Source organism: Actinomadura verrucosospora, from assembly GCF_039540335.1.
GTDB classification, from domain to species: domain Bacteria; phylum Actinomycetota; class Actinomycetes; order Streptosporangiales; family Streptosporangiaceae; genus Spirillospora; species Spirillospora verrucosospora.
This window is the reverse complement of the sequence record NZ_BAABEV010000073.1, coordinates 1-23,150: the sequence shown is the minus strand read 5'-3', so window position 1 is coordinate 23,150 and position 23,150 is coordinate 1. Positions and strand designations below refer to the sequence as shown.

20 protein-coding genes are annotated in these 23,150 nt (G+C 75.3%); 9 read left to right on the top strand and 11 right to left on the bottom strand.

Annotated features, from left to right (window positions below; translation table 11 throughout):
* Positions 1-268: 268 nt before the first annotated feature.
* Positions 269-1,708 carry an MFS transporter gene (locus ABD944_RS40660; protein ID WP_345187193.1) on the bottom strand — a complete coding sequence of 480 codons (1,440 nt, stop codon included), beginning with the start codon at positions 1,706-1,708 and terminating at the stop codon, positions 269-271.
* 108 nt (positions 1,709-1,816) lie between these two features.
* Between ABD944_RS40660 and ABD944_RS40655 the strand changes: the two genes are divergently transcribed.
* Positions 1,817-2,710 carry a helix-turn-helix transcriptional regulator gene (locus ABD944_RS40655; RefSeq protein WP_345187190.1) on the top strand — a complete coding sequence of 298 codons (894 nt, stop codon included), beginning with the start codon at positions 1,817-1,819 and terminating at the stop codon, positions 2,708-2,710.
* A gap of 12 nt (positions 2,711-2,722) precedes the next feature.
* Here ABD944_RS40655 and ABD944_RS40650 read toward each other — a convergent pair whose 3' ends face one another.
* The 3 genes from ABD944_RS40650 to mgrA form a co-directional block, all read right to left on the bottom strand.
* The gene (locus tag ABD944_RS40650; RefSeq protein ID WP_345187188.1) at positions 2,723-3,127 is read right to left on the bottom strand and encodes a DUF6343 family protein; all 405 of its coding nucleotides are present in this window, start codon (positions 3,125-3,127) and stop codon (positions 2,723-2,725) included.
* Between the two features lie 3 nt (positions 3,128-3,130).
* A complete protein-coding gene (locus ABD944_RS40645) occupies positions 3,131-3,574 on the bottom strand; it encodes a YbhB/YbcL family Raf kinase inhibitor-like protein (RefSeq protein WP_345187186.1) in 444 nt (147 codons plus the stop codon).
* Positions 3,575-3,643: 69 nt separating this feature from the next.
* A complete protein-coding gene (gene mgrA / locus ABD944_RS40640) occupies positions 3,644-4,669 on the bottom strand; it encodes an L-glyceraldehyde 3-phosphate reductase (protein ID WP_345187184.1) in 1,026 nt (341 codons plus the stop codon).
* Between the two features lie 230 nt (positions 4,670-4,899).
* Here mgrA and paaZ point away from each other — a divergent pair, with 230 nt between their 5' ends.
* Together paaZ and ABD944_RS40630 are read left to right on the top strand one after the other, a co-directional pair.
* Complete coding sequence (paaZ, locus tag ABD944_RS40635) at positions 4,900-6,939, top strand: phenylacetic acid degradation bifunctional protein PaaZ (RefSeq protein ID WP_345187182.1); 2,040 nt, start codon at positions 4,900-4,902, stop codon at positions 6,937-6,939.
* Between the two features lie 96 nt (positions 6,940-7,035).
* Positions 7,036-7,962: a LysR family transcriptional regulator gene (locus ABD944_RS40630; protein WP_258942305.1), complete on the top strand. Its 927-nt coding sequence runs from the start codon at positions 7,036-7,038 to the stop codon at positions 7,960-7,962.
* Here ABD944_RS40630 and ABD944_RS40625 read toward each other — a convergent pair.
* The 3 genes from ABD944_RS40625 to ABD944_RS40615 are packed head-to-tail and all read right to left on the bottom strand — an operon-like array spanning position 7,907 to position 11,780.
* Positions 7,907-9,082, bottom strand: coding sequence for a Glu/Leu/Phe/Val family dehydrogenase (locus ABD944_RS40625; protein ID WP_345187179.1), 1,176 nt, complete (start codon positions 9,080-9,082; stop codon positions 7,907-7,909). The two genes, ABD944_RS40630 and ABD944_RS40625, sit on opposite strands and share 56 nt — an antisense overlap.
* Positions 9,075-10,232 carry an NAD(P)/FAD-dependent oxidoreductase gene (locus ABD944_RS40620; protein WP_345187176.1) on the bottom strand — a complete coding sequence of 386 codons (1,158 nt, stop codon included), beginning with the start codon at positions 10,230-10,232 and terminating at the stop codon, positions 9,075-9,077. Before ABD944_RS40620 ends, ABD944_RS40625 begins: the two co-directional genes overlap by 8 nt.
* A 9-nt stretch (positions 10,233-10,241) precedes the next feature.
* Complete coding sequence (locus ABD944_RS40615; protein ID WP_345187174.1) at positions 10,242-11,780, bottom strand: aldehyde dehydrogenase family protein; 1,539 nt, start codon at positions 11,778-11,780, stop codon at positions 10,242-10,244.
* A 212-nt stretch (positions 11,781-11,992) separates the two neighbouring features.
* Here ABD944_RS40615 and ABD944_RS40610 point away from each other — a divergent pair, with 212 nt between their 5' ends.
* Positions 11,993-14,119, top strand: a complete 2,127-nt coding sequence (locus tag ABD944_RS40610; RefSeq protein WP_345187172.1) for a thiamine pyrophosphate-dependent enzyme — start codon at positions 11,993-11,995, stop codon at positions 14,117-14,119.
* On the opposite strand, the gene ABD944_RS40605 is transcribed toward ABD944_RS40610, so the two are convergent.
* Genes ABD944_RS40605 through ABD944_RS40590 form a run of 4 tightly spaced genes read right to left on the bottom strand, consistent with a single transcriptional unit; the run spans position 14,103 to position 18,704 of the window.
* Entirely contained in the window at positions 14,103-14,837 is a 735-nt protein-coding gene (locus ABD944_RS40605; RefSeq protein WP_345187169.1) for an ABC transporter ATP-binding protein, read from the bottom strand. The genes ABD944_RS40610 and ABD944_RS40605 overlap by 17 nt on opposite strands.
* A complete protein-coding gene (locus tag ABD944_RS40600) occupies positions 14,834-16,591 on the bottom strand; it encodes a branched-chain amino acid ABC transporter ATP-binding protein/permease (RefSeq protein WP_345187167.1) in 1,758 nt (585 codons plus the stop codon). The genes ABD944_RS40605 and ABD944_RS40600 overlap by 4 nt, the downstream gene beginning before the upstream one ends.
* Positions 16,588-17,487 carry a branched-chain amino acid ABC transporter permease gene (locus ABD944_RS40595; protein ID WP_345187165.1) on the bottom strand — a complete coding sequence of 300 codons (900 nt, stop codon included), beginning with the start codon at positions 17,485-17,487 and terminating at the stop codon, positions 16,588-16,590. The genes ABD944_RS40600 and ABD944_RS40595 overlap by 4 nt, the downstream gene beginning before the upstream one ends.
* An 11-nt stretch (positions 17,488-17,498) precedes the next feature.
* Positions 17,499-18,704 carry a branched-chain amino acid ABC transporter substrate-binding protein gene (locus tag ABD944_RS40590; RefSeq protein ID WP_345187162.1) on the bottom strand — a complete coding sequence of 402 codons (1,206 nt, stop codon included), beginning with the start codon at positions 18,702-18,704 and terminating at the stop codon, positions 17,499-17,501.
* A gap of 177 nt (positions 18,705-18,881) precedes the next feature.
* Here ABD944_RS40590 and ABD944_RS40585 point away from each other — a divergent pair, with 177 nt between their 5' ends.
* From ABD944_RS40585 to ABD944_RS40565, 5 genes are all read left to right on the top strand, one after another.
* Positions 18,882-19,859: an ornithine cyclodeaminase family protein gene (locus ABD944_RS40585; RefSeq protein WP_345187160.1), complete on the top strand. Its 978-nt coding sequence runs from the start codon at positions 18,882-18,884 to the stop codon at positions 19,857-19,859.
* A gap of 75 nt (positions 19,860-19,934) precedes the next feature.
* On the top strand, positions 19,935-20,546 hold the full coding sequence (locus ABD944_RS40580) for a helix-turn-helix domain-containing protein (RefSeq protein WP_345187158.1): 612 nt from the start codon (positions 19,935-19,937) through the stop codon (positions 20,544-20,546).
* Between the two features lie 89 nt (positions 20,547-20,635).
* Complete coding sequence (locus ABD944_RS40575; protein WP_345187155.1) at positions 20,636-21,796, top strand: NAD(P)/FAD-dependent oxidoreductase; 1,161 nt, start codon at positions 20,636-20,638, stop codon at positions 21,794-21,796.
* Positions 21,793-22,101 (top strand): (2Fe-2S)-binding protein, encoded by a 309-nt coding sequence (locus tag ABD944_RS40570; RefSeq protein ID WP_345187153.1) that lies wholly within the window; start codon positions 21,793-21,795, stop codon positions 22,099-22,101. Before ABD944_RS40575 ends, ABD944_RS40570 begins: the two co-directional genes overlap by 4 nt.
* Positions 22,098-23,150, top strand: a 1,053-nt coding sequence (locus ABD944_RS40565) for an NAD(P)/FAD-dependent oxidoreductase (RefSeq protein WP_345187150.1), incomplete at its 3' end; no start/stop codon positions are given. The genes ABD944_RS40570 and ABD944_RS40565, both read left to right, overlap by 4 nt.

The following is a 23,150-nucleotide window of genomic DNA, read 5'->3' as shown; positions in this document are numbered from 1 at the left end:
AGGAGGGCCGCGCGGTGCTCGCCGACACGGCCCGCGCCCTCGACGCCCTCGCCCGCGCCGGGCGGCCGGTTCCGCCCGCGGTGGAGGCCGCCCGCGCCCGGCTCGCGCGGTACTGACGTTTCGCGCCCGCGCCCCGGGTACCGCGGCGGTGACCGACCGACCGACCACCCGAGGGGCGCCGATGCGCGCCGTCGTGATCAACTGCACGCTGGTGGCCGTCGCCTCGGCGCTCGACGAGAACCCCGTCCCCGCCCCTCCGTCCTGACCCTCAGTGCCGAGCCGGGGACCGGTCGCGGGCCAGGGACAGCGCGCACAGGGCGCCGAGCAGCACCATCCCGGCGAGCGCCCAGCCGGTGCCGTACTCGGCGTGCCGGGTGGACCCGCCGGACTCGGCCAGCGAGAGGAACAGCGTCCCGACGGTGGCGATGCCGACCACCTGGGCGAGCTGCATCAGCGTGAGGAGCAGGCCGCTGGCGTCGGCCGCGTCACCCGGCGCGACGTGCCGCAGCGCGGTCGTCATGATGATCGGCATCACCCCGAGCCCGAACCCGATGACCGCGGTGAGCGCCTCGTAGGCGAGGCCGCCTCCCGCGAGGGGGCCGACGCACAGGTAGCCCGCCCCCGCCACGGCGAACCCGGCCGGGACGGCGCGCCGGTGCCAGCGGGCCGGCAGCCGCTGCCAGTTCAGCCCGACCAGCCCGAACGCGGTGACGCAGGGCACGAACGCCAGCCCCGACTCCAGGGGGGACATCCGCAGGTCGCCCTGCAGGTGCAGCGTGGTGGTGAACAGGAACGACGACCAGCTCGCCGGGCCGAACACGATCGCCACGCAGGCCGGGACCAGCAGCGGGGCGCGCAGCACCCGGGGCGAGACCAGCGGACGCCCGCCCGCGGCCGCCACGCGCCGCTCCACGGCCACGAAGACCGCGGCGAACGCGGCGCTGGCGGCCAGCGCCGCCCAGCCCCACAGCGGCCAGCCCAGCTCGTGCCCCATGATCAGCGGGACGACGAGCAGCAGCACCGCGGGGGCCAGCGTGAACACGCCCGGGAGGTCCAGCTCGGCCCGCAGCGGGCGCGTCCGGGGCGCGGGCTCGTCGCGGGGCAGCACGCGCGGCCCCGCGAGCAGCAGCGCGGCGCCGATCGGCACGTTGACGAGGAAGACCGCCCGCCAGCCCGTCCCGAGCAGGTCCGCGCCGACCAGCAGGCCCCCGGCCGCCTGCCCGACGACGACGCCGCCCGCGATGACGGCGGAGTAGAGGCCGAGCGCCCGCCCCCGGGCGGCGCCGGTGAAGTCCCGCTGGATCATCGACATCACCTGCGGGGTCAGCATCGCCGCGCCCGCGCCCTGAAGGAAGCGGCACACCACCAGCGTCCCGGTGGACGGCGCCAGCCCGCACGCCAGCGACGCGACCGTGAAGGACGCGAGGCCGAGGTGGTACAGGCGGCGGTGGCCCGCGATGCCGCCGAGCCGCGCGCCCGTGATCAGCAGCACCGCGTAGGAGATGATGTAGCCCGCCACGATCAGCTGGAGCCCCGCGCCCGAGGCGTGCAGGTCCGCGCGCATCGTCGGGAGGGCCACGTTGACGATGTTCACGTCGAGGATGGCCATGAACTGGCCGAGCAGGATGACGGCGAGCGCGAGCCCGCCGGATCCGTTCCGCGACCCCCGGTCGGGAACGGTCCCGCGCAGGTCGGTTGTCTGTGTCATGTGTACGAGGGTGGGGGCGCGCCGGTACCGGTAACGAGAGCCTGCCGATACTGGTACTGACAGCACCTGGAAGAGCACGCCCGCCCGAGGCAGGCTGGGGGAGTGACGATGACGAGTCCGCCCGCCGCGCCCGCCGCCCGCCGCGGCGGCGCGGGTCCGCGCCGCCGCACGGAGCTGGCGGCGTTCCTGCGCAGCCGGCGCGAGCGGATCAGCCCCGAGGACGTGGGGATGCCCCCGGGCCCGCGGCGCCGCACGCCCGGCCTGCGCCGCGAGGAGGTCGCCCAGCTCGCCGGAGTCGGCGTCACCTGGTACACGTGGCTGGAGCAGGGCCGCCCGATCAACGCCAGCACCCAGGTGCTGGACGCGGTGGCGCGCACCCTGCGGCTCGACGGAGCCGAGCGCGAGCACCTGTACCGGCTGGCCGACGTCCCCGACGCGGCGGTCGAGGAGCAGGCCGAGAGCCTGCCCGAGGACGTCCAGGGGATCCTGGACGCGCTCGTGCCGCTGCCCGCGGCCGTGGTCAACGCCCGCTCCGACATCCTGGCCTGGAACGCCGCCTTCGCCGCGATCTTCCCGCACCTCGTGAACGCCCCGCCGTGCGAGCGCAACACGCTGTGGAAGATGTTCACGCTGCCGCCGTGCTGCAACCCGGTCGTGAACCTGGAGGACACGGCGTCCGACCACGTCGCCGTCTTCCGGCACCGGTACAGCAGGCATCTGGACGAACCGGGCTGGAAGGACCTCGTCCGGCGCCTTCAGGCGGCCAGTCCCCTGTTCGCCCGGCTGTGGGCGTCCCACGACGTGGCGCTGCCGGGGCCGAGCGCCAAGGTCTTCCGGCACAGCGCCGTCGGCGAGATCCGCACCCGCACCACGAGCATGGACATCACCGCGTCGCCGAACGCGCGGCTCGTCGCCTACACGCCGGCCGACGAGGAGAGCCGGGACCGGATCGGCCGGCTGCTCGCCGATCCCGGGGCCGCGGCCACCGACCACCGGCACTGAGCGGCGCCGGGCTCAGTGGCGGGCACGCCGCGCGATCACCACGAGGTCGACGGCGGCGATGACGGCGACCGCCGCGCAGATGCCCGCCGCGGTCATGGAGCCGCCGCCGGAGGCGTCCACCGTGAACACGATCGCGGCGGCGACCGCGCCGACCAGCGCGGCCGTGGACAGCACCGCCCGCAGGAGCAGCGGGCTGCGCGCGGTCAGGGGCTCGTCCCCGCGCGGCTGCTCGTGCGGGTACGGCCCGTGCGACCCGGGGCCGTGCCAGCCCGGGTCCTTCCGGCCGATGTCGTGCCGCTCGGGCTCGCCGAGTTCGGGCTCGTGCCGCTCGGGTTCGTTCCGGTCAGGCTCGTTCCGGTCAGGTTCGTTCCGGTCGGGCTCGTGCCGCCCGGGCCCGTCCGCTCCGGTGCCGCCCACGGCTCACCTGGCGTAGGTGCCGACGAGCGTCCCCGACGCGACGACCTTGTCCTCGACGGCGGTGCGCAGGTCCTCGGCGGTGAAGCCGTCGCGCAGCCCGGACGGCTCCGCCAGCCCGTACAGCCGGAAGAAGTACCGGTGCGGGTCGTCGCCCGCCGGGGGCTTCGGCCCGCCGTAGCCCTCGGAGCCGTAGTCGTTGCGCCCGAGGACGGCGCCGGTCGGCCGCTCCCCGGCGTCCAGGCCGGTGGTCACCGGGTCGATGCCGGCGAGCAGCCAGTGCGCGAACGTGCCGGCCGGGGCGTCGGGGTCCTCGCACGCCAGCGCCAGTTCCACGACCTCCTCGGGCGCGGGGGACCACTCCAGCGGCGGCGAGAGGTCCCCGCTGTCGTGGGAGTAGTCCGACGGCATGAGCGTGTGGTCGCGGAACGCGGCGCTCCTCAGCGTCATCTCTTCCATAGGGCGCTCGTGCCCCGTCACGCCCGGTCGATGCACGCGCCGTCCCGGTCGACCCGCAGGTCAGCCCGCGCTGGAGGCCGCCCAGATGTTGATCCCCGCCTCGACGGCGTCCCGGTCGATCGCGGCCAGCTCGTCCGGGGTGAAGTCGAGCCGGTCGAGGGCGGCGAGGTTCTCCTCCAGCTGCGCGACGCTGCTCGCGCCGATCAGCGCCGAGGTGACCCGGCCGTCCCGCAGCGACCAGGCCAGCGCCATCTGGGCGAGCGACTGCCCGCGCCCCTCGGCGATCCGGTTCAGCGTCCGCACGTGCCGCAGGTTGTCCTCGGTGAGCAGGCTGGTGGACAGCGACGTCCCCCTGCTCGCCCGGGAGCCCTCCGGGACCCCGTCGAGGTACTTGCCGGTCAGCATCCCCTGCGCCAGCGGTGAGAACGCGATGCAGCCGGCGCCCTCCCGGTCGAGCGTGTCGAGCAGCCCGCCCTCGATCCAGCGGTTGAGCATCGAGTAGGACGGCTGGTGGATGAGCAGCGGGGTCCCCATCTCCCGCAGGATCGCCGCCGCCTCGGCGGTGCGCTCGGGGGAGTAGGACGAGATCCCGGCGTAGAGGGCCTTGCCGGACCGGACGGCCCGGTCCAGCGCCCCCATCGTCTCCTCCAGCGGCGTCTCCGGGTCGAAGCGGTGGCTGTAGAAGATGTCGACGTAGTCGACGCCCATCCGGCGCAGCGACTGGTCGAGGCTCGCGAGCAGGTACTTGCGCGACCCCCACTCGCCGTACGGGCCCGGCCACATGTCGTACCCGGCCTTGGTCGAGATGATGATCTCGTCCCGGTACGGGGCGAGGTCCTCGCGCAGGATCCGGCCGAAGTTGGTCTCCGCGGACCCGTACGGCGGGCCGTAGTTGTTGGCGAGGTCGAAGTGGGTGACGCCGAGGTCGAACGCGCGCCGCAGGATGGCCCGCTGGACGTCCAGCGGCCGGTCGTCGCCGAAGTTGTGCCACAGGCCCAGCGAGATCGCCGGGAGCCTCAACCCGCTCCGCCCGCACCGCCGGTAGGGGAGCCGCTCGTATCGCTCACTGTCTGCCACGAAGGTCATGGTCAGGAGTATTTCAGGACAAGCGGCTCACCGGACGCGGCGTCGGCCGCCGTCGGGACCGTCCTCCCCCCGAGGGTGATCCGCGTCACCGACCGCGTCACCGACCGCGGCGGCGGGCGGCGGCGGCGCGGGAGTACACAAAGGAACGAGGCCCCGACTGTCATGTCTGCGAGGGTGAAGGGGGCTGTGAAGTGGCAAGAATGGTCTGAGATCTGGACGAGGAGGTCCCAGTGGTCGTGCTGCGCAGTTATGTGTCGGGTTCCTGGCGTGCCCCGGAGGAGGAGGGGGCGCCGTTGCACGACGCCGTCACCGGGGAGGAGGTCGCCCGGATCTCCTCGGCGGGGGTCGACATGGGCGCCGCCCTGGAGTACGGGCGGTCCGTCGGCGGCCCGGTGCTGCGGGAGCTGACGTTCCACCAGCGCGCGGCCCTGCTGAAGGCGGTCGCGTCCCACCTGCGGGAGCACCGCGAGGAGCTGTACGCCCTGTCGGCCATGACGGGCGCGACGCTGAACGACTCGAAGTTCGACGTCGACGGCGGCATCGGCGTCCTGTTCGCCTACGCGAGCAAGGGCAAGCGCGAACTGCCGAACGACACGGTGCTCGTCGAGGGCGACGTGGAGCCGCTCGGCAAGGGCGGGACGTTCGTCGGGCAGCACCTGTGCACGCCGTCGCGCGGCGTCGCGGTGCAGATCAACGCGTTCAACTTCCCGGTGTGGGGCCCGCTGGAGAAGCTCGCGCCCGCGTTCCTCGCGGGGGTGCCGAGCCTGATCAAGCCGGCGAGCCAGACCGCCTACCTGACCGCCCGGCTGGTCGAGCTGATCGTCGAGGCCGGGATCCTGCCCGAGGGCTCGGTGCAGATGGTCTGCGGCGAGCCCCGCGACCTCCTCGACCACCTCACCGAGCAGGACATCGTCGGGTTCACCGGTTCGGCGTCCACCGCCCGGCTCCTGCGCACCCACCCCGTCATCGTGGGGAACGCGGTGCGGTTCAACGCCGAGGCCGACTCGCTGAACTGCTCGGTCCTCGGGCCGGACGCGACGCCCGGCACGAAGGAGTTCGACCTCTACGTCAGGCAGCTCGCCACGGAGATGACCGTGAAGGCGGGCCAGAAGTGCACGGCGATCCGCCGAGCGCTCGTCCCCGCCGCCCTGATCGACGACGTCGCCGAGGCCGTCCGGGAACGGCTGGCGAAGGTCACGGTCGGGAACCCGTCCGACCCGTCCGTGCGGATGGGCGCCCTCGCCACGCTCGACCAGCGCGAGGAGGTGCGGCGCTCCCTGAAGGCCCTCATGGACGCGGGCAGCGTCGTGTTCGGCGACCCCGAGCGGGTCGAGGTCGTGGGCGCGGACGCCGAGCGCGGCGCGTTCATCTCCCCGGTCCTGCTGCGCGCCGACGACGCGGGCCGCGCCGAGCCGCACGAGGTCGAGGCGTTCGGGCCGGTCAGCACCCTGATGCCCTACGAGGGCGCCGAGCAGGCCGTCGAGCTCGCCGCGCGCGGGCGCGGCAGCCTCGCCGGGTCGGTCGTGACCGGCGACGAGGAGTTCGCCCGGAAGGTCGTGCTCGGCGCCGCGCCGTGGCACGGCCGGCTGCTCGTGCTGAACGCCGAGGACGCCCAGGAGTCGACCGGGCACGGCTCGCCGCTGCCCGCCCTCGTCCACGGCGGCCCCGGGCGGGCCGGCGGCGGCGAGGAGATGGGCGGGATCCGCGGGGTGGTGCACCACATGCGGCGCACCGCCGTCCAGGCCGGGCCGGCGATGCTCACCTCCATCACCGGGCGCTGGGTCCCCGGCACCGACCGGACCGTCACCGACGTCCACCCGTTCCGCAAGCACCTGGAGGACCTGCGCGTCGGCGACACCGCCGTCGGCGGCCCCCGGGTCGTCACCCTCGACGACGTGGAGCACTTCGCCGAGTTCACCGGCGACACCTTCTACGCCCACACGGACGAGGAGGCCGCCGCGGCGAACCCGTTCTTCGGCGGGCGCGTCGCCCACGGCTACCTCGTCGTGTCGTTCGCGGCCGGGCTGTTCGTGGAGCCGTCCCCGGGGCCCGTCCTGGCGAACTACGGCCTGGAGAACCTCCGGTTCCTCACGCCCGTCAAGCCGGGCGACGAGCTGACCGTCACCCTGACGGCCAAGCAGATCTCGCCGCGCGAGGGCGCCGACTACGGCGAGGTCCGCTGGGACACCGACGTCACGAACCAGGAGGGGGCCTCGGTCGCCAAGTACGACGTCCTGACGCTGGTGGCCAAGCGCCCGCGGCACGACTGATCTTCGGGCCTGGGGGCCCGGCCCGCGGGATGATACGCATGAGGGGAGGCGTCTGCGGGGGAGACGGTCACGTTCAGCGCTGAACGGGGTGCGCCCATGATCAGTCCCCTGCACATCCAGACCGTGCGCGAGGTCGTCCGCACCGGCTCGTTCGCGGACGCGGCCCGCAACCTCGGCTACACCGCGTCCGCCGTCTCCCAGCAGATCGCCGCGCTGGAGCGCGCCTGCGGCCTGGTGCTGTTCGAGCGCCGGGCGCGCAGCGTGCGCCCGACGAGCGCCGCGTTCCTGATGGTCAGCAAGGGCAACGACGTGCTGTCGGCCCTCGACACCCTGGAGCGGGAGCTGCGCACGGTCGCCAGCGGCGAGCGCGGCGCCCTGCAGCTCGGCAGCTTCCCGACCGCCAGCGCCCGGATCCTGCCGCGGGTGCTGGCGGAGCTGTCGCGGGTGCGGCCCGGCATCGACATCACGCTGGCCGAGGGCGAGCCGGACGAGCTGCTGCCCGAGCTGCTCGACGGCGACCTCGACCTCCAGCTCGCGTACCGGTACGACCTGTTCCCGCGCACCTGGCCCGACCAGATCGTGGAGACGCCGGTGATGGACGAGAACCTGGTGCTGTGCGTCCCGCGGGACCACCCCCTCGCCGGGGGCCGCACCGTCCGGCTCCGCGACCTGCGGTCGGAGACGTGGATCGCGAGCCGCCCGGAGAGCGCGGGCGCGCAGGCGCTGCTGCGGCTGTGCGGCACCGCCGGGTTCGTCCCCGACATCGCGTTCCGCAGCAACGACTACGCCGTGGTGTGCGGGCTGGTCGGCTGCGGTCTCGGCATCGCGCTCGTCCCGGCGCTCGGCTGCGTCCCCGCGCCGGGGCTGAGGACGCTGCGGCTCAGCCGCCGCAGCCCGCGGCGGCACGTCACCGTGCTGCGCCGCGCCACCAACACCAACCCGCTCGTCAAGGACGCCATGCGCGGCCTCATCGAGGTCGCCCGGGGCGTCCAGAGCGAGGTCGGGGGCGCCACCGGCCCTTGAGCTCCATCGCCGCGCGGACGCGCTCCTGGGCGAGCGCGACGGCGGCCTCGTGCGTCGTCGTGCCCTGCGCGCGGGCCGCGTCGAGGACCCGGCCGGTGTTGTCGCGCATCTTCGCCGAGACCGCGGCGAACACCGTGTCCGGGTCGGGGCGGAACGCCGAGTAGCGGGCGTCCATCGCGAACGCCGCCGCGACGACGCCGCCCGCGTTGGCGACGAAGTCCGGCACGACCGTCACGCCGCGCTCGGCGAGGACGCGCTGCGCCGCCCGCCCGGTGGGCAGGTTCGCGCCCTCCACCACGATCGACGCCCGGACGTCGGCGGCCGCCTCCTCGTCGATGACGTCCTGGAGCGCGGCCGGGACGAGGACGTCGGCCGGGACCGACAGCTCGGCGCCGGGGGGCAGCAGCCGCCCGCCGTACTCCCGCACCGCCGCGTCGCCCGCCTCGGCGCGCAGGGCGAGGAGCCGCCCGACGTCCAGGCCGTCCGGGTCGTGCAGCGCGCCGTGCACGGTCGAGACCGCCACGACCGCCGCGCCTAGCTCGTCCAGGCGCCGCGCCGCCGCGTGCCCGACCGCGCCGAACCCCTGCACCGCGACGCGCGCGCCCCGCAGGGACATTCCCGCGTGCCGGGCGGCGGCGTCGGCCGCCTCCGCGACACCGAAGCCGGTCACGCCCAGCTCGTCGTAGGGCATGCCGCCGAGGACGTGCGGGGTGCCGACGGCCGCGCCCCGGTCGTCCAGCTCGTCCTGGACGATCGCCGCGTCCCGCTCCGACAGCCCCATGTCGAGGCCCGCCACGTACCGGCGGGGGATCTCCTGCGCCAGCGCCCGCACGAACGCGCGCAGGACCGCCTCCCGGTCGGACGACGCGGGGTCCGCCGCGATCCCGGCCTTGGCGCCGCCGAAGAACAGGTCGACGCCCGCCCACTTGTAGGTCATCACCCGGGCGAGCCGCGCCACCTCCGCGACCGTCACCGACGGGCTCATCCGCATGCCGCCCTTGCCCATGCCGCGGGCGGTGTTGTCGATGACGAGCACGCCCCGCATCCCGGTCCGGGCGTCGGAGACGCACACGACCCGCTCGGGGCCCCACTCGTCCATCATCGCGAGCACGTCAGACACAGTTGTTCTCCGGGCGCAGGGCGTCGCCGGCGAAGCGCGCGGCGTTCAGGGGGGCGACGTCGGTGAAGGGCGCGCGGCCGAGGTACAGGTCGCGGACGACCTCGCCGACCGCCGGGCCCTGGAGGAAGCCGTGGCCGGAGAAGCCGGCCGCGTAGAGGAACCGCGACACCGACGCGTCCTCGCCGATGAGCGCGTTGTGGTCGGGCGTCATCTCGTAGAGGCCGGCCCAGCCGCCGGTCAGGCCGGCGTCGAGCAGGCGCGGCGCCCGGGCGCCGATCGCCTCGGCGAGCCGGGGGAGCCACGCGTCGGACCGGCTCAGCCGGAATCCGGGGCGCTCGTCGGGATCGGACATGCCGAGCATCAGGCCCTCGCCCTCCGCGTGGAAGTAGAACGACGTCGCGAAGTCGATCGTCATCGGCACCGGGCGCGGCAGGTCCGGGAGCGGCCCGGTGAAGACGATCTGGCGGCGCAGCGGCTCGACCGGGAGGTCGACGCCGGCCATCCGCCCGACGGCCGCCGACCAGGCCCCGGCCGCGCAGACGACGGCGGGCGTGCGGATGCGCCCCCGCGTGGTCCGGACGGCCCTGATCTCACCGCCGCCGGTCTCGATGCCGACGACCTCGCAGCCGGTGCGGATCACCGCGCCGTGCCGCCGCGCGCCCGTCGCGTACCCGAGGACGACCGACTCCGGCGTGCAGTGCCCGTCGTCGGGGGAGAACGCGGCGGCCAGCAGCCCGTCGGGGACGATCAGCGGCGACAGCCGGCGGGCCTCCGCGACCGAGACCATCCGGCTCGGGACGCCCAGCTCGTTCTGCAGGGCCACGCCCGACTCGAACGCCGCGACGTCCTCGGGCCGCGACAGCAGGAACAGGTACCCGACGCGGTGCAGGTCGATCTCCTGGCCGGGCCGGCGGGAGAACCGGGCGAACGCCTCCAGGCTGCGGGCGCCGAGCCGGATGTTGACCTCGTCGGAGAACTGGGCCCGCACCCCGCCCGCCGCCTTGCACGTCGAGCCCGACCCGAGCGCGTCCCGCTCGACGAGGACCACGCGCCGCACGCCCGCCTCGGCGAGGTGGAAGGCGATGCTCGTCCCCATCACGCCGCCGCCGATGACGACGACGTCGGCCTCCGTCTCCGCCTCGGTCCCCACGGCCGCCCCCTACAGCCGGAAGCCGAGGTCGGGGGCGATCTCCAGGACGTCCATCTGCGCCTTCTGCAGCCGCCCCGAGGTGTCCCAGTTCATCGACTGCCAGCGGGTGAACTGGTCCAGCACCCACATGCCCGACTGGCGGCTGCCGTTGCCCGAGCGCCCGTTCCCGCCGAACGGCAGGTGCGCCTCCGCGCCGGAGGTGGAGTTGTTGACGCTCACCATCCCGGCCGAGATCCGCCGGCGGAACGCGAAGACCTTCGCCGGGTCGCCGGTGTAGATCGAGGCGGACAGGCCGTAGCCGGGGGCGTTGGCGAGGGCGATCGCCTCGTCCAGGGTCCGGTAGGCGGCGACGCCGACGATCGGCCCGAACGCCTCGTGCGTGAACAGCGCGTCGCCGGGCCCCACCCCGTCGACGATCACGGGGTGGTAGAACAGCCCCGCCTCCGGGTCCCCGGCGAAGCCCTCCCGCGGCGCGGCCGCCGTGATCCGCCCGGTGGCCGACGACCCGTGCACGGTGTGGCCCGGCCCGATCCAGCCGAGCGCCTTCTCGAAGCCGTCCGCGAACCGCTCGCTGATCAGCGGCCCGAATAGCACGTCGCCCGCCGGGTCGCCGACGGGCGCGGCGCGCACCGCCTCGTCCAGCAGCCGCACGAACTCGCCGTGCACCGACTCGTGGACGATCGCGGTCCCGAGGGAAGTGCAGCGCTGCCCGGCCGTCCCGAACCCCGAGAACAGGGCGCCCTCGACGGCGAGCGGCAGGTCGGCGTCCTCGGCGACGACCATCGGGTTCTTGCCGCCGAGTTCCAGGCACGGCGTCTGGAGGTGGCGGCCGCACAGCTCCCCGATCCGCGCGCCGACCTCCGTGGAGCCGGTGAAGCCGACCTTGTCGACGAGCCCCTCGTCCAGCGCCCGCTCCAGGCCGCGGAAGGTCTCGGCGCCGTCGGCGTGGACCACGTTGAGGACGCCGTCCGGCAGCCCCGCGTGGGCGAACAGCTCGTAGAACGCGTCGGCGCAGGCCGCCGCGTACTCGGCGGGCTTCCACACCACCGCATTACCGCACAGCAGCGCGGGGACGATGTACCAGGACGGCACCGCGACCGGGAAGTTCCCCGCCGTGACGACGGTGACGACGCCGACCGGGTCCCGGAAGGTGAACAGCTGCTTGTCGGGCATCTCGGACGGGACGGTCTGCCCGTACAGCCGCCGCCCCTCCCCGAGGAAGAACGCGCAGGTGTCGGCGATCTCCTGGACCTCGCCGAGGGCCTCGGCGCGGGGCTTGCCGACCTCCCGGGTGACGAGCGCGGCGAGGGCCGCCTTGTTGGCCTCGACGAGCCGGCCGACCGCGGCGACCGCCTGCCCGCGGACGGGCGCCGGCACGTCGCGCCAGGCGTCCTGCGCCTCGCGGGCGGCCCGGCAGGCGCGCACCAGGTCGCCGGCGTCCGCGAGGGACACCTCCGCGACCGTCTCGGACGTGCGGGACGGGTCGGTGGAACGGTACGAGCGCGGCCCCGCCGGGATCCGGGCGCCGCCGATGACGGAGGAGAGCACGCTCCCAGCCTGAACGGGCCGCCCGCCCGCGCCAAGATCGGGCAGAGCGCGGCTTCCTTACCGCGAGGCCAAGCCGGGCTGAGGCTCTCCCGGGGGCGTCGTTAAGCGATCCTTGGCCAACTCCCCACCGGTTCGCGGCCTCGCGCGGCTTGGCCTCGGCCGGGCGGCGTCCGATGCTCGACACGCGTCCCGATCCGCACCCAGGAGCACGCATGCCCGAGCCCGCCGACGTCCACTTCCTCGAGACGGCCGCGACCCTGGCGCCCTCCGGCGCGCCCGCTCCGCCTGGCGCGCTCACCGGCGAGCGCTGCCTGGAGCTGTTCGACGCGCAGCTAGGCAGCCGGCACCTGGACCTCGCCGCCCGGCGCCTCCAGGCGCAGGGCCACGGCTTCTACACGATCGGCTCGGCCGGGCACGAGGGCAACGCGGCCGTCGCGGCCGCCCTCCGCCCGGACGACCCGGCGCTCCTGCACTACCGGTCGGGCGCGTTCTTCCTGGAGCGGGCACGCCAGGTCCCCGGCGGCGACCCGCTCCGCGACGTCCTGCTCGGGCTGGTCGCCGCCGCCGAGGAACCGATCGCGGGTGGGCGCCACAAGGTGTTCGGCAGCCGCCCGCTGAACGTGATCCCGCAGACCTCCACCATCGCCTCGCACTTCCCGCGCGCGCTCGGCGTGGCCTTCGCGATCGAACGTGCCGCCCGGCTCGGCCTGGACTCGCCGTGGCCGCGCGACGCCGTCACCGTGTGCAGCTTCGGGGACGCCTCCGCCAACCACTCCACCGCCGCCGGCGCCGTCAACGCGGCCGTCAACTGCGGCTACCAGGGCCTTCCCCTGCCGCTCCTGCTCGTCTGCGAGGACAACGGGATCGGCATCAGCGTCCGCACGGCGCCCGGCTGGATCCGTGCCGCCTACGGCTCGCGGCCCGGCCTCGCCTACTTCCACGCGGACGGCTGCGACCTCGCCGACGCCCACGCCGCGGCGGCGCGGGCGGCCGACTGGGTCCGCGAACGCCGCCGTCCCGCGTTCCTGCACCTGCGGACCGTCCGGCTGATGGGCCACGCCGGCTCCGACGTCGAGTCGGCGTACCGGACCTTCGCCGAGATGGCGGCCGACCTGGAGCGCGACCCGCTCCTGCGGACCGCGCGCCTCCTCGTCGACCGCGGAGTCGCGACCGCGGAGGACGTCGTCGGCCTCTACGAGGCCAAGCGCGCGGAGGTCATGGCGCTGGCGGAGAGCGTCGCGGGCGCCCCGCGCCTGGCGTCCGCCGCGCAGGTCATGGCGCCGCTCCGCTCCACCGCCCGCGGAGGGGGAGCGGTGGCCGCGGAGGGGGAGCCGGTCACGCTGGCGCAGGCGGTCAACCGGACGCTCGGCGACCTGCTGGACGAGCGGCCCGGCATGCTCGTCTTCGGCGAGGACGTGGCGCGCAAGGGCGGCGTCTACGGGGTCACGCGCGGGCTGATGAGGCGGGCCGGGGCGGCCCGGGTGTTCGACACGATCCTGGACGAGCAGTCGGTCCTCGGCCTCGCGCTCGGGTTCGGGACCGCCGGGATGCTGCCGGTCCCGGAGATCCAGTACCTCGCCTACCTGCACAACGCCGCCGACCAGATCCGGGGGGAGGCGGCGACGCTGCCGTTCTTCTCCTCCGGCCGGTACCGCAACCCGATGGTCGTGCGGATCGCGGGCTACGCCTACCAGAAGGGGTTCGGCGGCCACTTCCACAACGACAACGCCGTCGCCGCCCTGCGCGACATCCCGGGGCTCGTCATCGCGTCGCCGGCCCGGCCCGACGACGCCGCGGGGATGCTGCGCGCCTGCGCGGACGCCGCCGGGCGCGACGGGCGCGTGTGCGTGATGCTGGAGCCGATCGCGCTCTACCACGTGCGCGACCTTCACGACGACGGCGACGGCGGATGGCTGGCCCCGGCCGGCGGGACGGTCCCGATCGGCCGCGCCCGCACCTACGGGGACGGCGGCGACCTCACCGTCGTCACCTTCGCCAACGGCCTGCGGATGAGCCTGCGGGCGGCCCGCCGCCTGGAGGCCGGGGGCGTCCGGTGCCGGGTGCTCGACCTGCGCTGGCTGGCCCCGCTCCCGGTCGAGGACCTGCTGCGCGAGGCCCGCGCCACCGGGGCCGTCCTGGTCGCGGACGAGACGCGCCGCACCGGGGGCGTCTCGGAGGGCGTCCTGACCGCGCTCGCCGACGTCGGCTTCGAAGGGCGCGCGGCCAGGGTCACGAGCGAGGACAGCTTCATCCCGCTGGGAGACGCCGCCTCCCACGTCCTGCTGTCGGAGGCCGCGATCGAGGACGCGGCGCGCGCGCTGCTCACGTCGCGTCGATGACCGGGTCGCCGCCCAGGTAGGCGGCCTTCACCCGGTCGTCCCCGGCGAGCGCGGACGCCGGGCCGTCCAGCACGATCCGGCCGGTCTCCAGGACGTAGGCGCGGTCGGCGAGGCGGAGCGTCTGGTGGGCGTTCTGCTCGACGATCAGGATCGCGGCGCCCTGGTCGCGGATCTCCCGGACGACCCGCAGCACCTGCTGCGCCGTCCGCGGCGCCAGCCCCATCGTCGGCTCGTCGAGGGCGAGCAGGCGCGGCCGCAGCATCAGCGCCCGGCCGATCGCGAGCATCTGCTGCTCGCCGCCCGACAGCAGCCCGGCCGGCTGCGCGCGCCGCTCGCCGAGGCGCGGGAACCTGGCGTAGACCTCGTCCCGGCGGGCCGCGACGAGCGCCCGGTCGCGGCGCCGCAGGTACCCGCCGAGCAGCAGGTTCTCGGCGACGGTCAGCGCGGGGAACACGCGCCGCCCCTCCGGGACGTGCCCGAGCCCGGCCGCGACGACCCGGTGCGCGGCGAGCCGGGTGATGTCGCGGCCGCCGAACTCGACCCGCCCGGACCGGGCCCGGTGCAGGCCCGTGACGGTCCGCAGCGCGGTGGTCTTGCCCGCGCCGTTGCTGCCGAGCAGCGCGACGATCTCGCCCTCGCCGACCTCGAAGGAGATCCCGGACAGCGCCTCGACCTGGCCGTACCGGCTGCGCAGGTCGCTCACCCGCAGAAGCGTCACCCCAGCACCTCCGCGGCCAGGTCGGTCTCCGGGTCGTCCGGCACGCCGAGGTAGGCGGCGATGACCCGCTGGTCCTCCTGGATCTCCGCCGGCGGCCCCGCCGCGATCGTCCGCCCGTGCTCCAGCACCGTCACCCGGTCGGAGATCGACATGACCAGCGCGACGTCGTGCTCGATCAGCACCACGGCGGCGCCGAGCGCGCCGATGCGCGAGATCAGCCCCATCAGCGCCCGCTTCTCGGTCGGGTTCGCGCCCGCGGCGGGCTCGTCCAGCAGCAGGACGCGGGGGTCGCCCGCGAGCGCCCGCGCGATCTCCAGCCGGCGCCGGTCGCCGTAGGCGAGCCCGCCCGCCGGGCGGTCGGCGGCCTCCAGCAGCCCGACGAAGTCCAGGCAGCGGCGGACCGCGTCGAGGTCGGCGCGCGACAGCGGCCGCAGCAGGGCCCGGTCGCGGGCGAACCGGCCGATCAGCACGTTCTCGGCGACGGTCATCTCCTCGAACAGCCGGATGCTCTGGAAGGTGCGCGCGAGGCCGGCGGCGGCGACCCGGTGCGGGGCGAGGCCGCGCACGTCCCGCCCGGCGAGCACGACCGTCCCGGCCGACGGCGCGATCATCCCGGTGACGCAGTTGAACGCGGTGGTCTTGCCCGCGCCGTTCGGGCCGATCACGCTGACGACCTGCCCGGCGTCCGCGCGCAGGGCGAGCCCCTCGACGGCGGTGACGCCGCCGAAGCGGCGGGTCAGGCCGTCCACCTCCAGCAGCGTGCCGCGCGCCGCCGCGGGCCCGGGCGCGGGCCCCGCCTCCGCCGGGAGGCGCAGGCGGCGCGGCCGGTACGGCCACACGCCCTGCGGCCGCAGGAGCACGATCGCGATGAGCAGCAGCGCGAAGAACAGGCCCCGGTACTCCTGGACGGTCCGCAGCGCCTCCGGCAGCGCGACGATCACCACGGCGCCGACCACGACGCCGGGCCGGCTGCCCATCCCGCCGATGATCACCACGAGCAGGATCATCAGCGAGGTCAGGAACGTGAAGCTGGAGGGGTCCACGGTGCCGAGCTGCGCGGCGTTGAGCGGGCCCGCGACGGCCCCGGTCATCGCGCCCAGCACGTACGCCAGCAGCTTCACCCGCCGCGCCGGGACGCCGACCGCCTCGGCGGCGGTGTCGTCGGCCCGGACGGCGCGCCAGGCGTAGGCGAGCCGCGACCGGGCCAGCAGCGCCGTCGCGGCCAGCACGACGACGAAGAACGCGAGCGCGAGGTGGAAGAAGTCCCGCGGCGTGACGATCTCCCGCCCGCCGACCGTCGCCGGGGGGATCCCGGTCAGCCCGTTCGGGCCCCCGGTGACCTCCAGGTTGATGACCGCGATCCGGATGATCTCTCCGAAGCCGAGCGTGACGATCGCGAGGTAGTCGCTGCGCAGCCGCAGCGTCGGGTACCCGATGACCGCCCCGGCCACCGCCGCGGCGGCGACCGCGACCGGCAGCGTCGCCCAGAAGCCCCACCCCAGCTTCAGCGTCAGCAGCCCGGAGGCGTACGCGCCGATCGCGAAGAACGCGGCGAACCCGAGGTCGAGCAGGCCCGCGTACCCGACGACGATGTTGATCCCCAGCCCGAGGATCGCGTAGACCAGGATCGTCCCGGCGACGGTCAGCGCGTAGTCGTCGAGGGTCTGCCCGGCGGCGAGCGCGAGCGCGACGAGCAGCGGCCAGCCGCCGTACCGGACGGCCGCCTCCCCGCCCGCGGGGCGCGGCGCCCTCACGCCCGCTCCACGACGCGCTCGCCGAACAGGCCGGTGGGCCTCAGCGCCAGCACCGCGATCAGCAGCCCGAAGATGATGACGTCCGTCCAGCGGGACGAGACGTACCCGGCGGAGAACGACTGCACGAGGCCGATGCACACGCCCGCGACCATCGTCCCCGGCAGGTTGCCGATGCCGCCGAGCACCGCGGCGGTGAACGCGCGCAGCCCGATGAGGAAGCCCATGCCGAAGCTGATCTGAACGTAGTACAGCCCGTACATGACGCCCGCGGCGCCCGCGAGCAGCGAGCCGATGAAGAACGTCGCCAGGATCAGCCGCTCCACGTCGATCCCCTGGAGCCGGGCCGCGTCGCGGTCCATCGCCAGCGCGCGCATCGCGGTCCCCGTCACGGTCCGGGTGACGAACAGCCACAGCGCCGCCATCAGCGCGACCGACAGCACGACCAGGACGAGCTGCCCCCAGGTGACGTGGACGACGCCGCTGAGGATCCGGCCGCCGTCCAGGGCGTGGGGGTAGGACTTGAACCGGGCGTCGGTGAGCACCTTGACGCCCTCCTCCAGCGCCAGCGACACCCCGATCGCGGCGATCAGCAGCGCCAGGCGCGGCGACGACAGCAGCGGCACGTAGGCGACCCTGGCGATCCCGGTCCCGATGGCGCCGGTGGTCAGCGCGCCGACCACGACGGCGAGCAGGACGGCGGGCAGCGCCATCCCGCCGCTCGCGCCGAGCGCGGTCAGCGTCCCGAACCCGGCGAAGGCGCCGATCATGAACACGTCGCCGTGCGCGAAGTTGATCAGCCGGACCACCCCGTAGATCATCGAGTAGCCCAGCGCGATCAGCGCGAGGAAGGCCCCGATCGTCAGGCCGTTCACGAGGTACTGGACGAATTCGCTCATCGGGCCCCTGATCAGGAGGTCTTGGCGTCCACCCAGGTGGCGCCGCTCTCGTCGAGCTTCTTGTAGGCGGTGAACGCGCCGCCCTGGACCTGGACGGTGATGTAGAGCGGGTCGGTCCGGTCGCCCTTGGCGTCGAAGGTGATGGGCCCGGTGATGCCCGGGAAGTCCTTGATCTTGTGGAGGGCCTCGGTGATCGCGGCGCCCCGGGTGGACCCGGCGTCGTCGATCGCCTTCGCGACGACCTTCACCGCGTCGTACTCGTACACCGAGAACGGCCCCGGATCGGCGTTGTTCGCCGCCTTGTACGCCGAGACGAACCGCGCGGCGGCCGGCAGGTCCTTGGCCAGCGGCGCGGTGGTGGCGATGTAGCCGCCGGCCGCCGAGCCCGCCGTCTTCAGCACGGTGGAGTCGGTCGTGGCGTCCCCGCCCATGAGCGCGAACCTCAGCCCGAGCTGCTTGCGCTGCTTCATCAGCAGGCCCGCCTCGGCGAAGTAGCCGGTGAAGTACAGCACGTCCGGCCGCGTTGAGGCGATCTTGGTGAGGACGGGTCCGTAGTCGGACTGGCCGGGCTGCAGCGCGTTCTCGTAGACGACCTGGCCGCCCGCCTGCCGCGCCGAGTTCGCCGCGGCGTCCGCGAGGCCCTTGGCGTAGGTGGTGTTGTCGTGCAGCAGCGCGATCCGCTTCGCCCCGAGCGGTCCGGTCATGAACTTGGCCGCGACCAGGCCCTGGTTGTCGTCGCGCCCGCAGGTGCGGAACACCTTGCCCTTGCCGCTGTCGGTGAGGGAGGGGTTGGTGGAGGCGTCCATCACGAACGGGACGCCGCGCCTGCCGTAGATCGGGATCGCGGGCACCGCCGCGCCCGAGCAGTACCCGCCGGCGACCGCAACGACCCCGCTGTTGAGCAGCTTCTGCGCGGCCTGCGCGCCCTGCTGGGCGCTGCACTGGTCGTCGGCCTCCACGATCTGGATCTTCCGGCCGTCCACCCCGCCGGCCTTGTTGATCTCGTCGGCGGCGACCCTGGCCGCGGCGAGGATGTCCTGCCCGGCCGAGGCGGAGTCACCGCTCAGCGGCGCCGGAACACCGATCCTGATGGCGCCCGAGCCGCCGGAGCCGCCCGACCCGCAGGCCGCGGCGAGCGGGACGAGCAGCAGGCCGGCACCCGCCGCGGTGAGAGTCCGGAACCGGCGTCCGCGGTCCCGCGGGGTCAGTGGAGTCATCGGGGCTCTCCGTCGCTCGTGGCCGGCAGGTCCTCGTGGTCCGGGATGGTGAAAGCGTGAAACGTCCAGGCACGGGCGTCGAGACGGGCAAGCATGCGATCTCATGCACTGATCGGTAAGCACCGCTTGCCCTTTCGCCACTCGACAGCGCGGCCGCGGCCTGGAAAGGATCTCCCCATGGCCGGTGTCCTGCTGCTCTCCGCGGCCGACGTGCGCGCGGTGTTCGACCTGCCCGCCGCGATCGCCTCGCAGCGGGAGGCGTTCGCCGCGCTCGGCCGCGGGCGGGCGCGGCTCGCGCCGCGGGTGCTGCTGGACGGCCCGGACGGCGACGTCGCCTTCGGCTACGTCTCCCGCCTGCCCGGCGCCGGCGCGGTCGCCAAGTTCGGGAGCGTCACCCCGGGCAACGCGGGGCGCGGCCTGCCGACCGTGGCGGCCCTGGTGACCGTCCTTGACCCGGTGGACGGGCGGCCCGTCGCGGTCATCGAGGGCGAGGCCGTGACGACGCTGCGCACGTCGGCGGCGAGCGCGGTGGCGGCCGACCACCTCGCGGCGCCGGGGGCCTGCCGCCTCGCGGTCGTCGGCTGCGGCGTCCAGGGCCGCGCGCACGTGCGGGCGATGGCCGCGGTGCGTCCCCTCACCGAGGTGGCGGTGGCCTGCCGCCATCCGGACACCTGCACCGCCGCCGCCGAGCTCGCACGGGACCTGGAGCTGCCGGTCGGGGCGGCGGCGTCCGCCCGCGAGGCGGTCCGGGGCGCGCAGATCGTCGTCACCGCCACCACCAGCGCCGAGCCGGTCGTCCTCGGCGCGTGGCTCGACCCCGGGTGCACGGTCGTGAGCGTCGGATCGTTCGCCCCGGACCGGGCGGAGGTGGACGGGGAGGTCCTCGCCCGCGCCGCCGCGGTCGTGGTGGACGACGTGACGACCGCCCTGGAGCACGCCGGTCCCGTCGTGGCCGCCGTGCGCGCCGGGGATCTGGACCCCGGCCGGGTGCGCCCGCTGGGCCCGATCGTCGCCGGCCTCGCCGCCGGGCGGCGGTCCGAGACCGACCTCGTCTTCTACAACAGCGTCGGCCTCGGCGTGCAGGACGCGGCGGCGGCGTCCGTCATCGTCGGCCGCGCCCGCGAGGCCGGCGCCGGGACGCTGGTGGAGCTCTGACCCCTCCGGGCCGCCGAGTACACTGGCCGTTCGATAGAGCGAACGTGAGCGGGCGAGCGGACGAGGAGCGGGAGCGTGGGGGCGTCAGGGGAATCGGTGCGGGACGTGCTGGCCGGCAACCTGCGCCGCGCGCGGCTGGAGCTCGGCCTGTCGCTGTCGGAGCTGTCCCGCCGGTCCAAGATCGGCAAGGCGACGCTGTCCCAGCTGGAGGCGGGCGCCGGGAACCCCACGATCGAGACCGTGTTCAGCCTCTCGCGCGCGCTGGAGGTCCCCATCTCCGACCTGCTCGACCACCAGGAGCCGTCCGGGCTCACGGTGGTGCGCGCGGCGGAGGTGGAGGTCCTGAGCGGGAAGGGCGTCGACCTGCGGCCGCTGCGCGGCATCGAGTCCGGCGGCGCCATGTTCGAGGTGTACGACCAGCAGTTCAGGGCCGGCCGCCGGCAGGACTCGCTCGGCCATGTGGGGATGGAGCACACGGTCGTGCAGTCCGGGCGGCTCGCCGTTCGGGTGGACGACCGGGACGTGGAGCTCGGGCCGGGCGACTACGTCGGCTTCGACGCGCGCCTGCCGCACCGCTACACCGCGGTCGAGGGGCCCGTCCGCTCCGTCCTGCTGCTGCAGTACAGCGCTGACCAGCGGCTTCACGCCTCGCCCGGCACCCCGTCCCATCTGGCGGAAACCCCCTGAATCCGGAGCCGCCCGCGCGTTGACAGCGCGCGCGTGGCGCGCTTACTCTCAGAATCGTTCGGTTTAACGAACGGCAAACGGGAGGGTCGATGACGCGGGTCGTGGTGCTGGGCGCCGGGATCATCGGCGCGGCCTGCGCCCGCGAGCTGGCCCTGGCGGGCTGCGAGGTCGTCGTCGCCGACCGGGGCGGCCCCGCCGCCGGGACCACCGCCCACGGCGAGGGCAACATCCTGGTCTCCGACAAGGGGCCGGGCCCGGAGCTCGAACTGGCGCGGCTGTCGCGCGAGCTGTGGCCCGCCATCCTGGACGGCGACCCGAACGCGGGCGGCGTCGAATGGGACGCCAAGGGCGGCATCGTCGTCGCCACCACCCCGGCGGGCGCCGCGGCGCTGACGGAGTTCGCCGCAGCCCAGCGCGAGGCCGGGATCACCGCCGAGGACCTGGACGCCGGCGCCCTCGCCGCCGCCGAACCCCACCTGACGCGCGACTTCGCCAAGGCCGTCCACTACCCCGAGGACGCCCAGGTCCAGCCCGCCGGAGCCGCCGTCGCCCTGCTGGCCGCCGCCGTGCGCGCCGGCGCCGTCCTGCGCACCGGGTGCGAGGTCCTCGGCGCGGTCCGCAGCGGCGGCCGCCTCACCGGCGTCCGCACCTCCGGCGGGACGATCGAGGCCGACGCGGTCGTCAACGCGGCCGGGCCCTGGGCGGGGGAGGTCGCCGCGCGGCTCGGCGTCCGGCTCGGTGTCCGGCCCCGCCGCGGAGAGGTCCTGGTGACCGCGCCGATGCCGCCGACCGTCTTCCACAAGGTCTACGACGCGGACTACGTGGCCGCGGTCGGCAGCGGCGCCGGGGACCTGCAGGCGTCCGCCGTCGTCGAGTCCACCCGGGCGGGGACGATCCTCCTCGGCTCCTCGCGCCGCCGGGTCGGGTTCGACGACCGGATCCGCCCCGAGGTGCTGTCGGTCATCGCCGCCAAGGCGCTGCGGCTGTTCCCGTCCCTGGCCGGGGTGCCGGTGATGCGCGCCTACGGGGGGTTCCGCCCGTACGTCGACGACCACCTGCCCGTGATCGGCGCCGACCCGGACCTGGAGGGCCTCTGGCACGCCACCGGCCACGAGGGCGCCGGGATCGGCCTGTCCGCCGGGACCGCCGCCGTCCTGCGCGACCTCATGCTCGGCCGCGCCCCCGCGATCGACGCGGCGCCGTTCCGCGCGGACCGGCCCGCCGCCCAGTGCGAAGGAGAGACCCGATGAGCGCGCGACTCGTCCCCGCCGGCGCCGACCGGACCGGCCGCCGCCCCGACGTCCCGCTGCGGATCACCGTGGACGGCGAACCCGTGGACGGCGTCGCCGGCCAGACCCTCGCCGGAGTGCTGCTGGCCGCGGGCCGCCGCACCTGGCGGCGCGGGCCCTCCGGCGCCCCGCGCGGCGTGTTCTGCGGGATCGGCGCCTGCTTCGACTGCCTCCTCACCGTCAACGGCGTCCGCGACGTGCGGGCGTGCCGCCGCCGCGCCCGCGACGGCGACGCCGTCACGACCCAGTCCAGGGAGGCCAGGTGAGCCGGCACGTCGTGGTCGTCGGCGCCGGCCCGGCGGGGCTCGGCGCGGCGGCGGGCGCGCTGCGCGCCGGGGCGCGGGTCACGCTGCTCGACGCCGCCGAGGACCCCGGAGGCCAGTACCACCGGATGCCGCCCGCCGCCTTCGGCGCCGCCCGCCCCGGCCGCCTCCACCACGGGTGGCGCGGCTTCGAGCGGCTGCGCGACCGCGTGCTCGGCCACCCGCGCTGCGACTGGTGGCCCGAGAGCGCCGTCTGGTCCCTCGACCGCGCCGAGCAGGGGCCGCCGCACGTCCACGTGCTGCGAGGCGAGGCCGACGGCGCCGGACGGGAACGGCGCGTCCTGCGCCCGGACGCGCTGGTGCTGGCGCCGGGTGCCCACGACCGCGTCCTGCCCTTCCCGGGCTGGGAACTGCCCGGGGTCTACACCGCCGGGGCGGCGCAGGCGCTGGCGAAGGGGGAGCGCCTGGTCGTCGGCGACCCCGTCCTGATCGCCGGCTCTGGACCGTTCCTGCTCCCGGTCGCCGCGTCGCTGATCGAGGCCGGCGGCACCGTCCTCGAGGTGCTGGAGGCCAACCCGGCCGCCACCGTGGCGCGCGGCTGGGCCGCGCGCCCGTGGGAGCTGGCGCCGCAGGCGGGCAAGGCGGGGGAGCTGGCCGGGTACGCGGCGCTGCTGGCCCGGCACCGCGTCCCCTACCGGACGGGCCGCGCCGTGATCGAGGCCCGGGGCGACGGGCGCGTCGAAGAGGCGGTCACGGCGCGGCTCCGCCGCGACTGGTCGGTCGTGCCCGGCACCGAGCGCACCGTCGCGGTGGACGCCCTCTGCGTCACCCACGGCTTCAGCCCGCAGCTCGAACTGCCCGTCGCCGCCGGCTGCCGGCTGCGCGGCGGTGCCTTCGCCGACGTCGACGACGACCAGCGCACCAGCGTCGCCGGCGTCTACGCGGCCGGGGAGATCACCGGCATCGCCGGGGCTCCGGCCGCCCGCACCGAGGGGCTGCTCGCCGGCTGGGCCGCCGGGGGAGGGGACCCCGGCGACCGCGCGGCCGCCGCC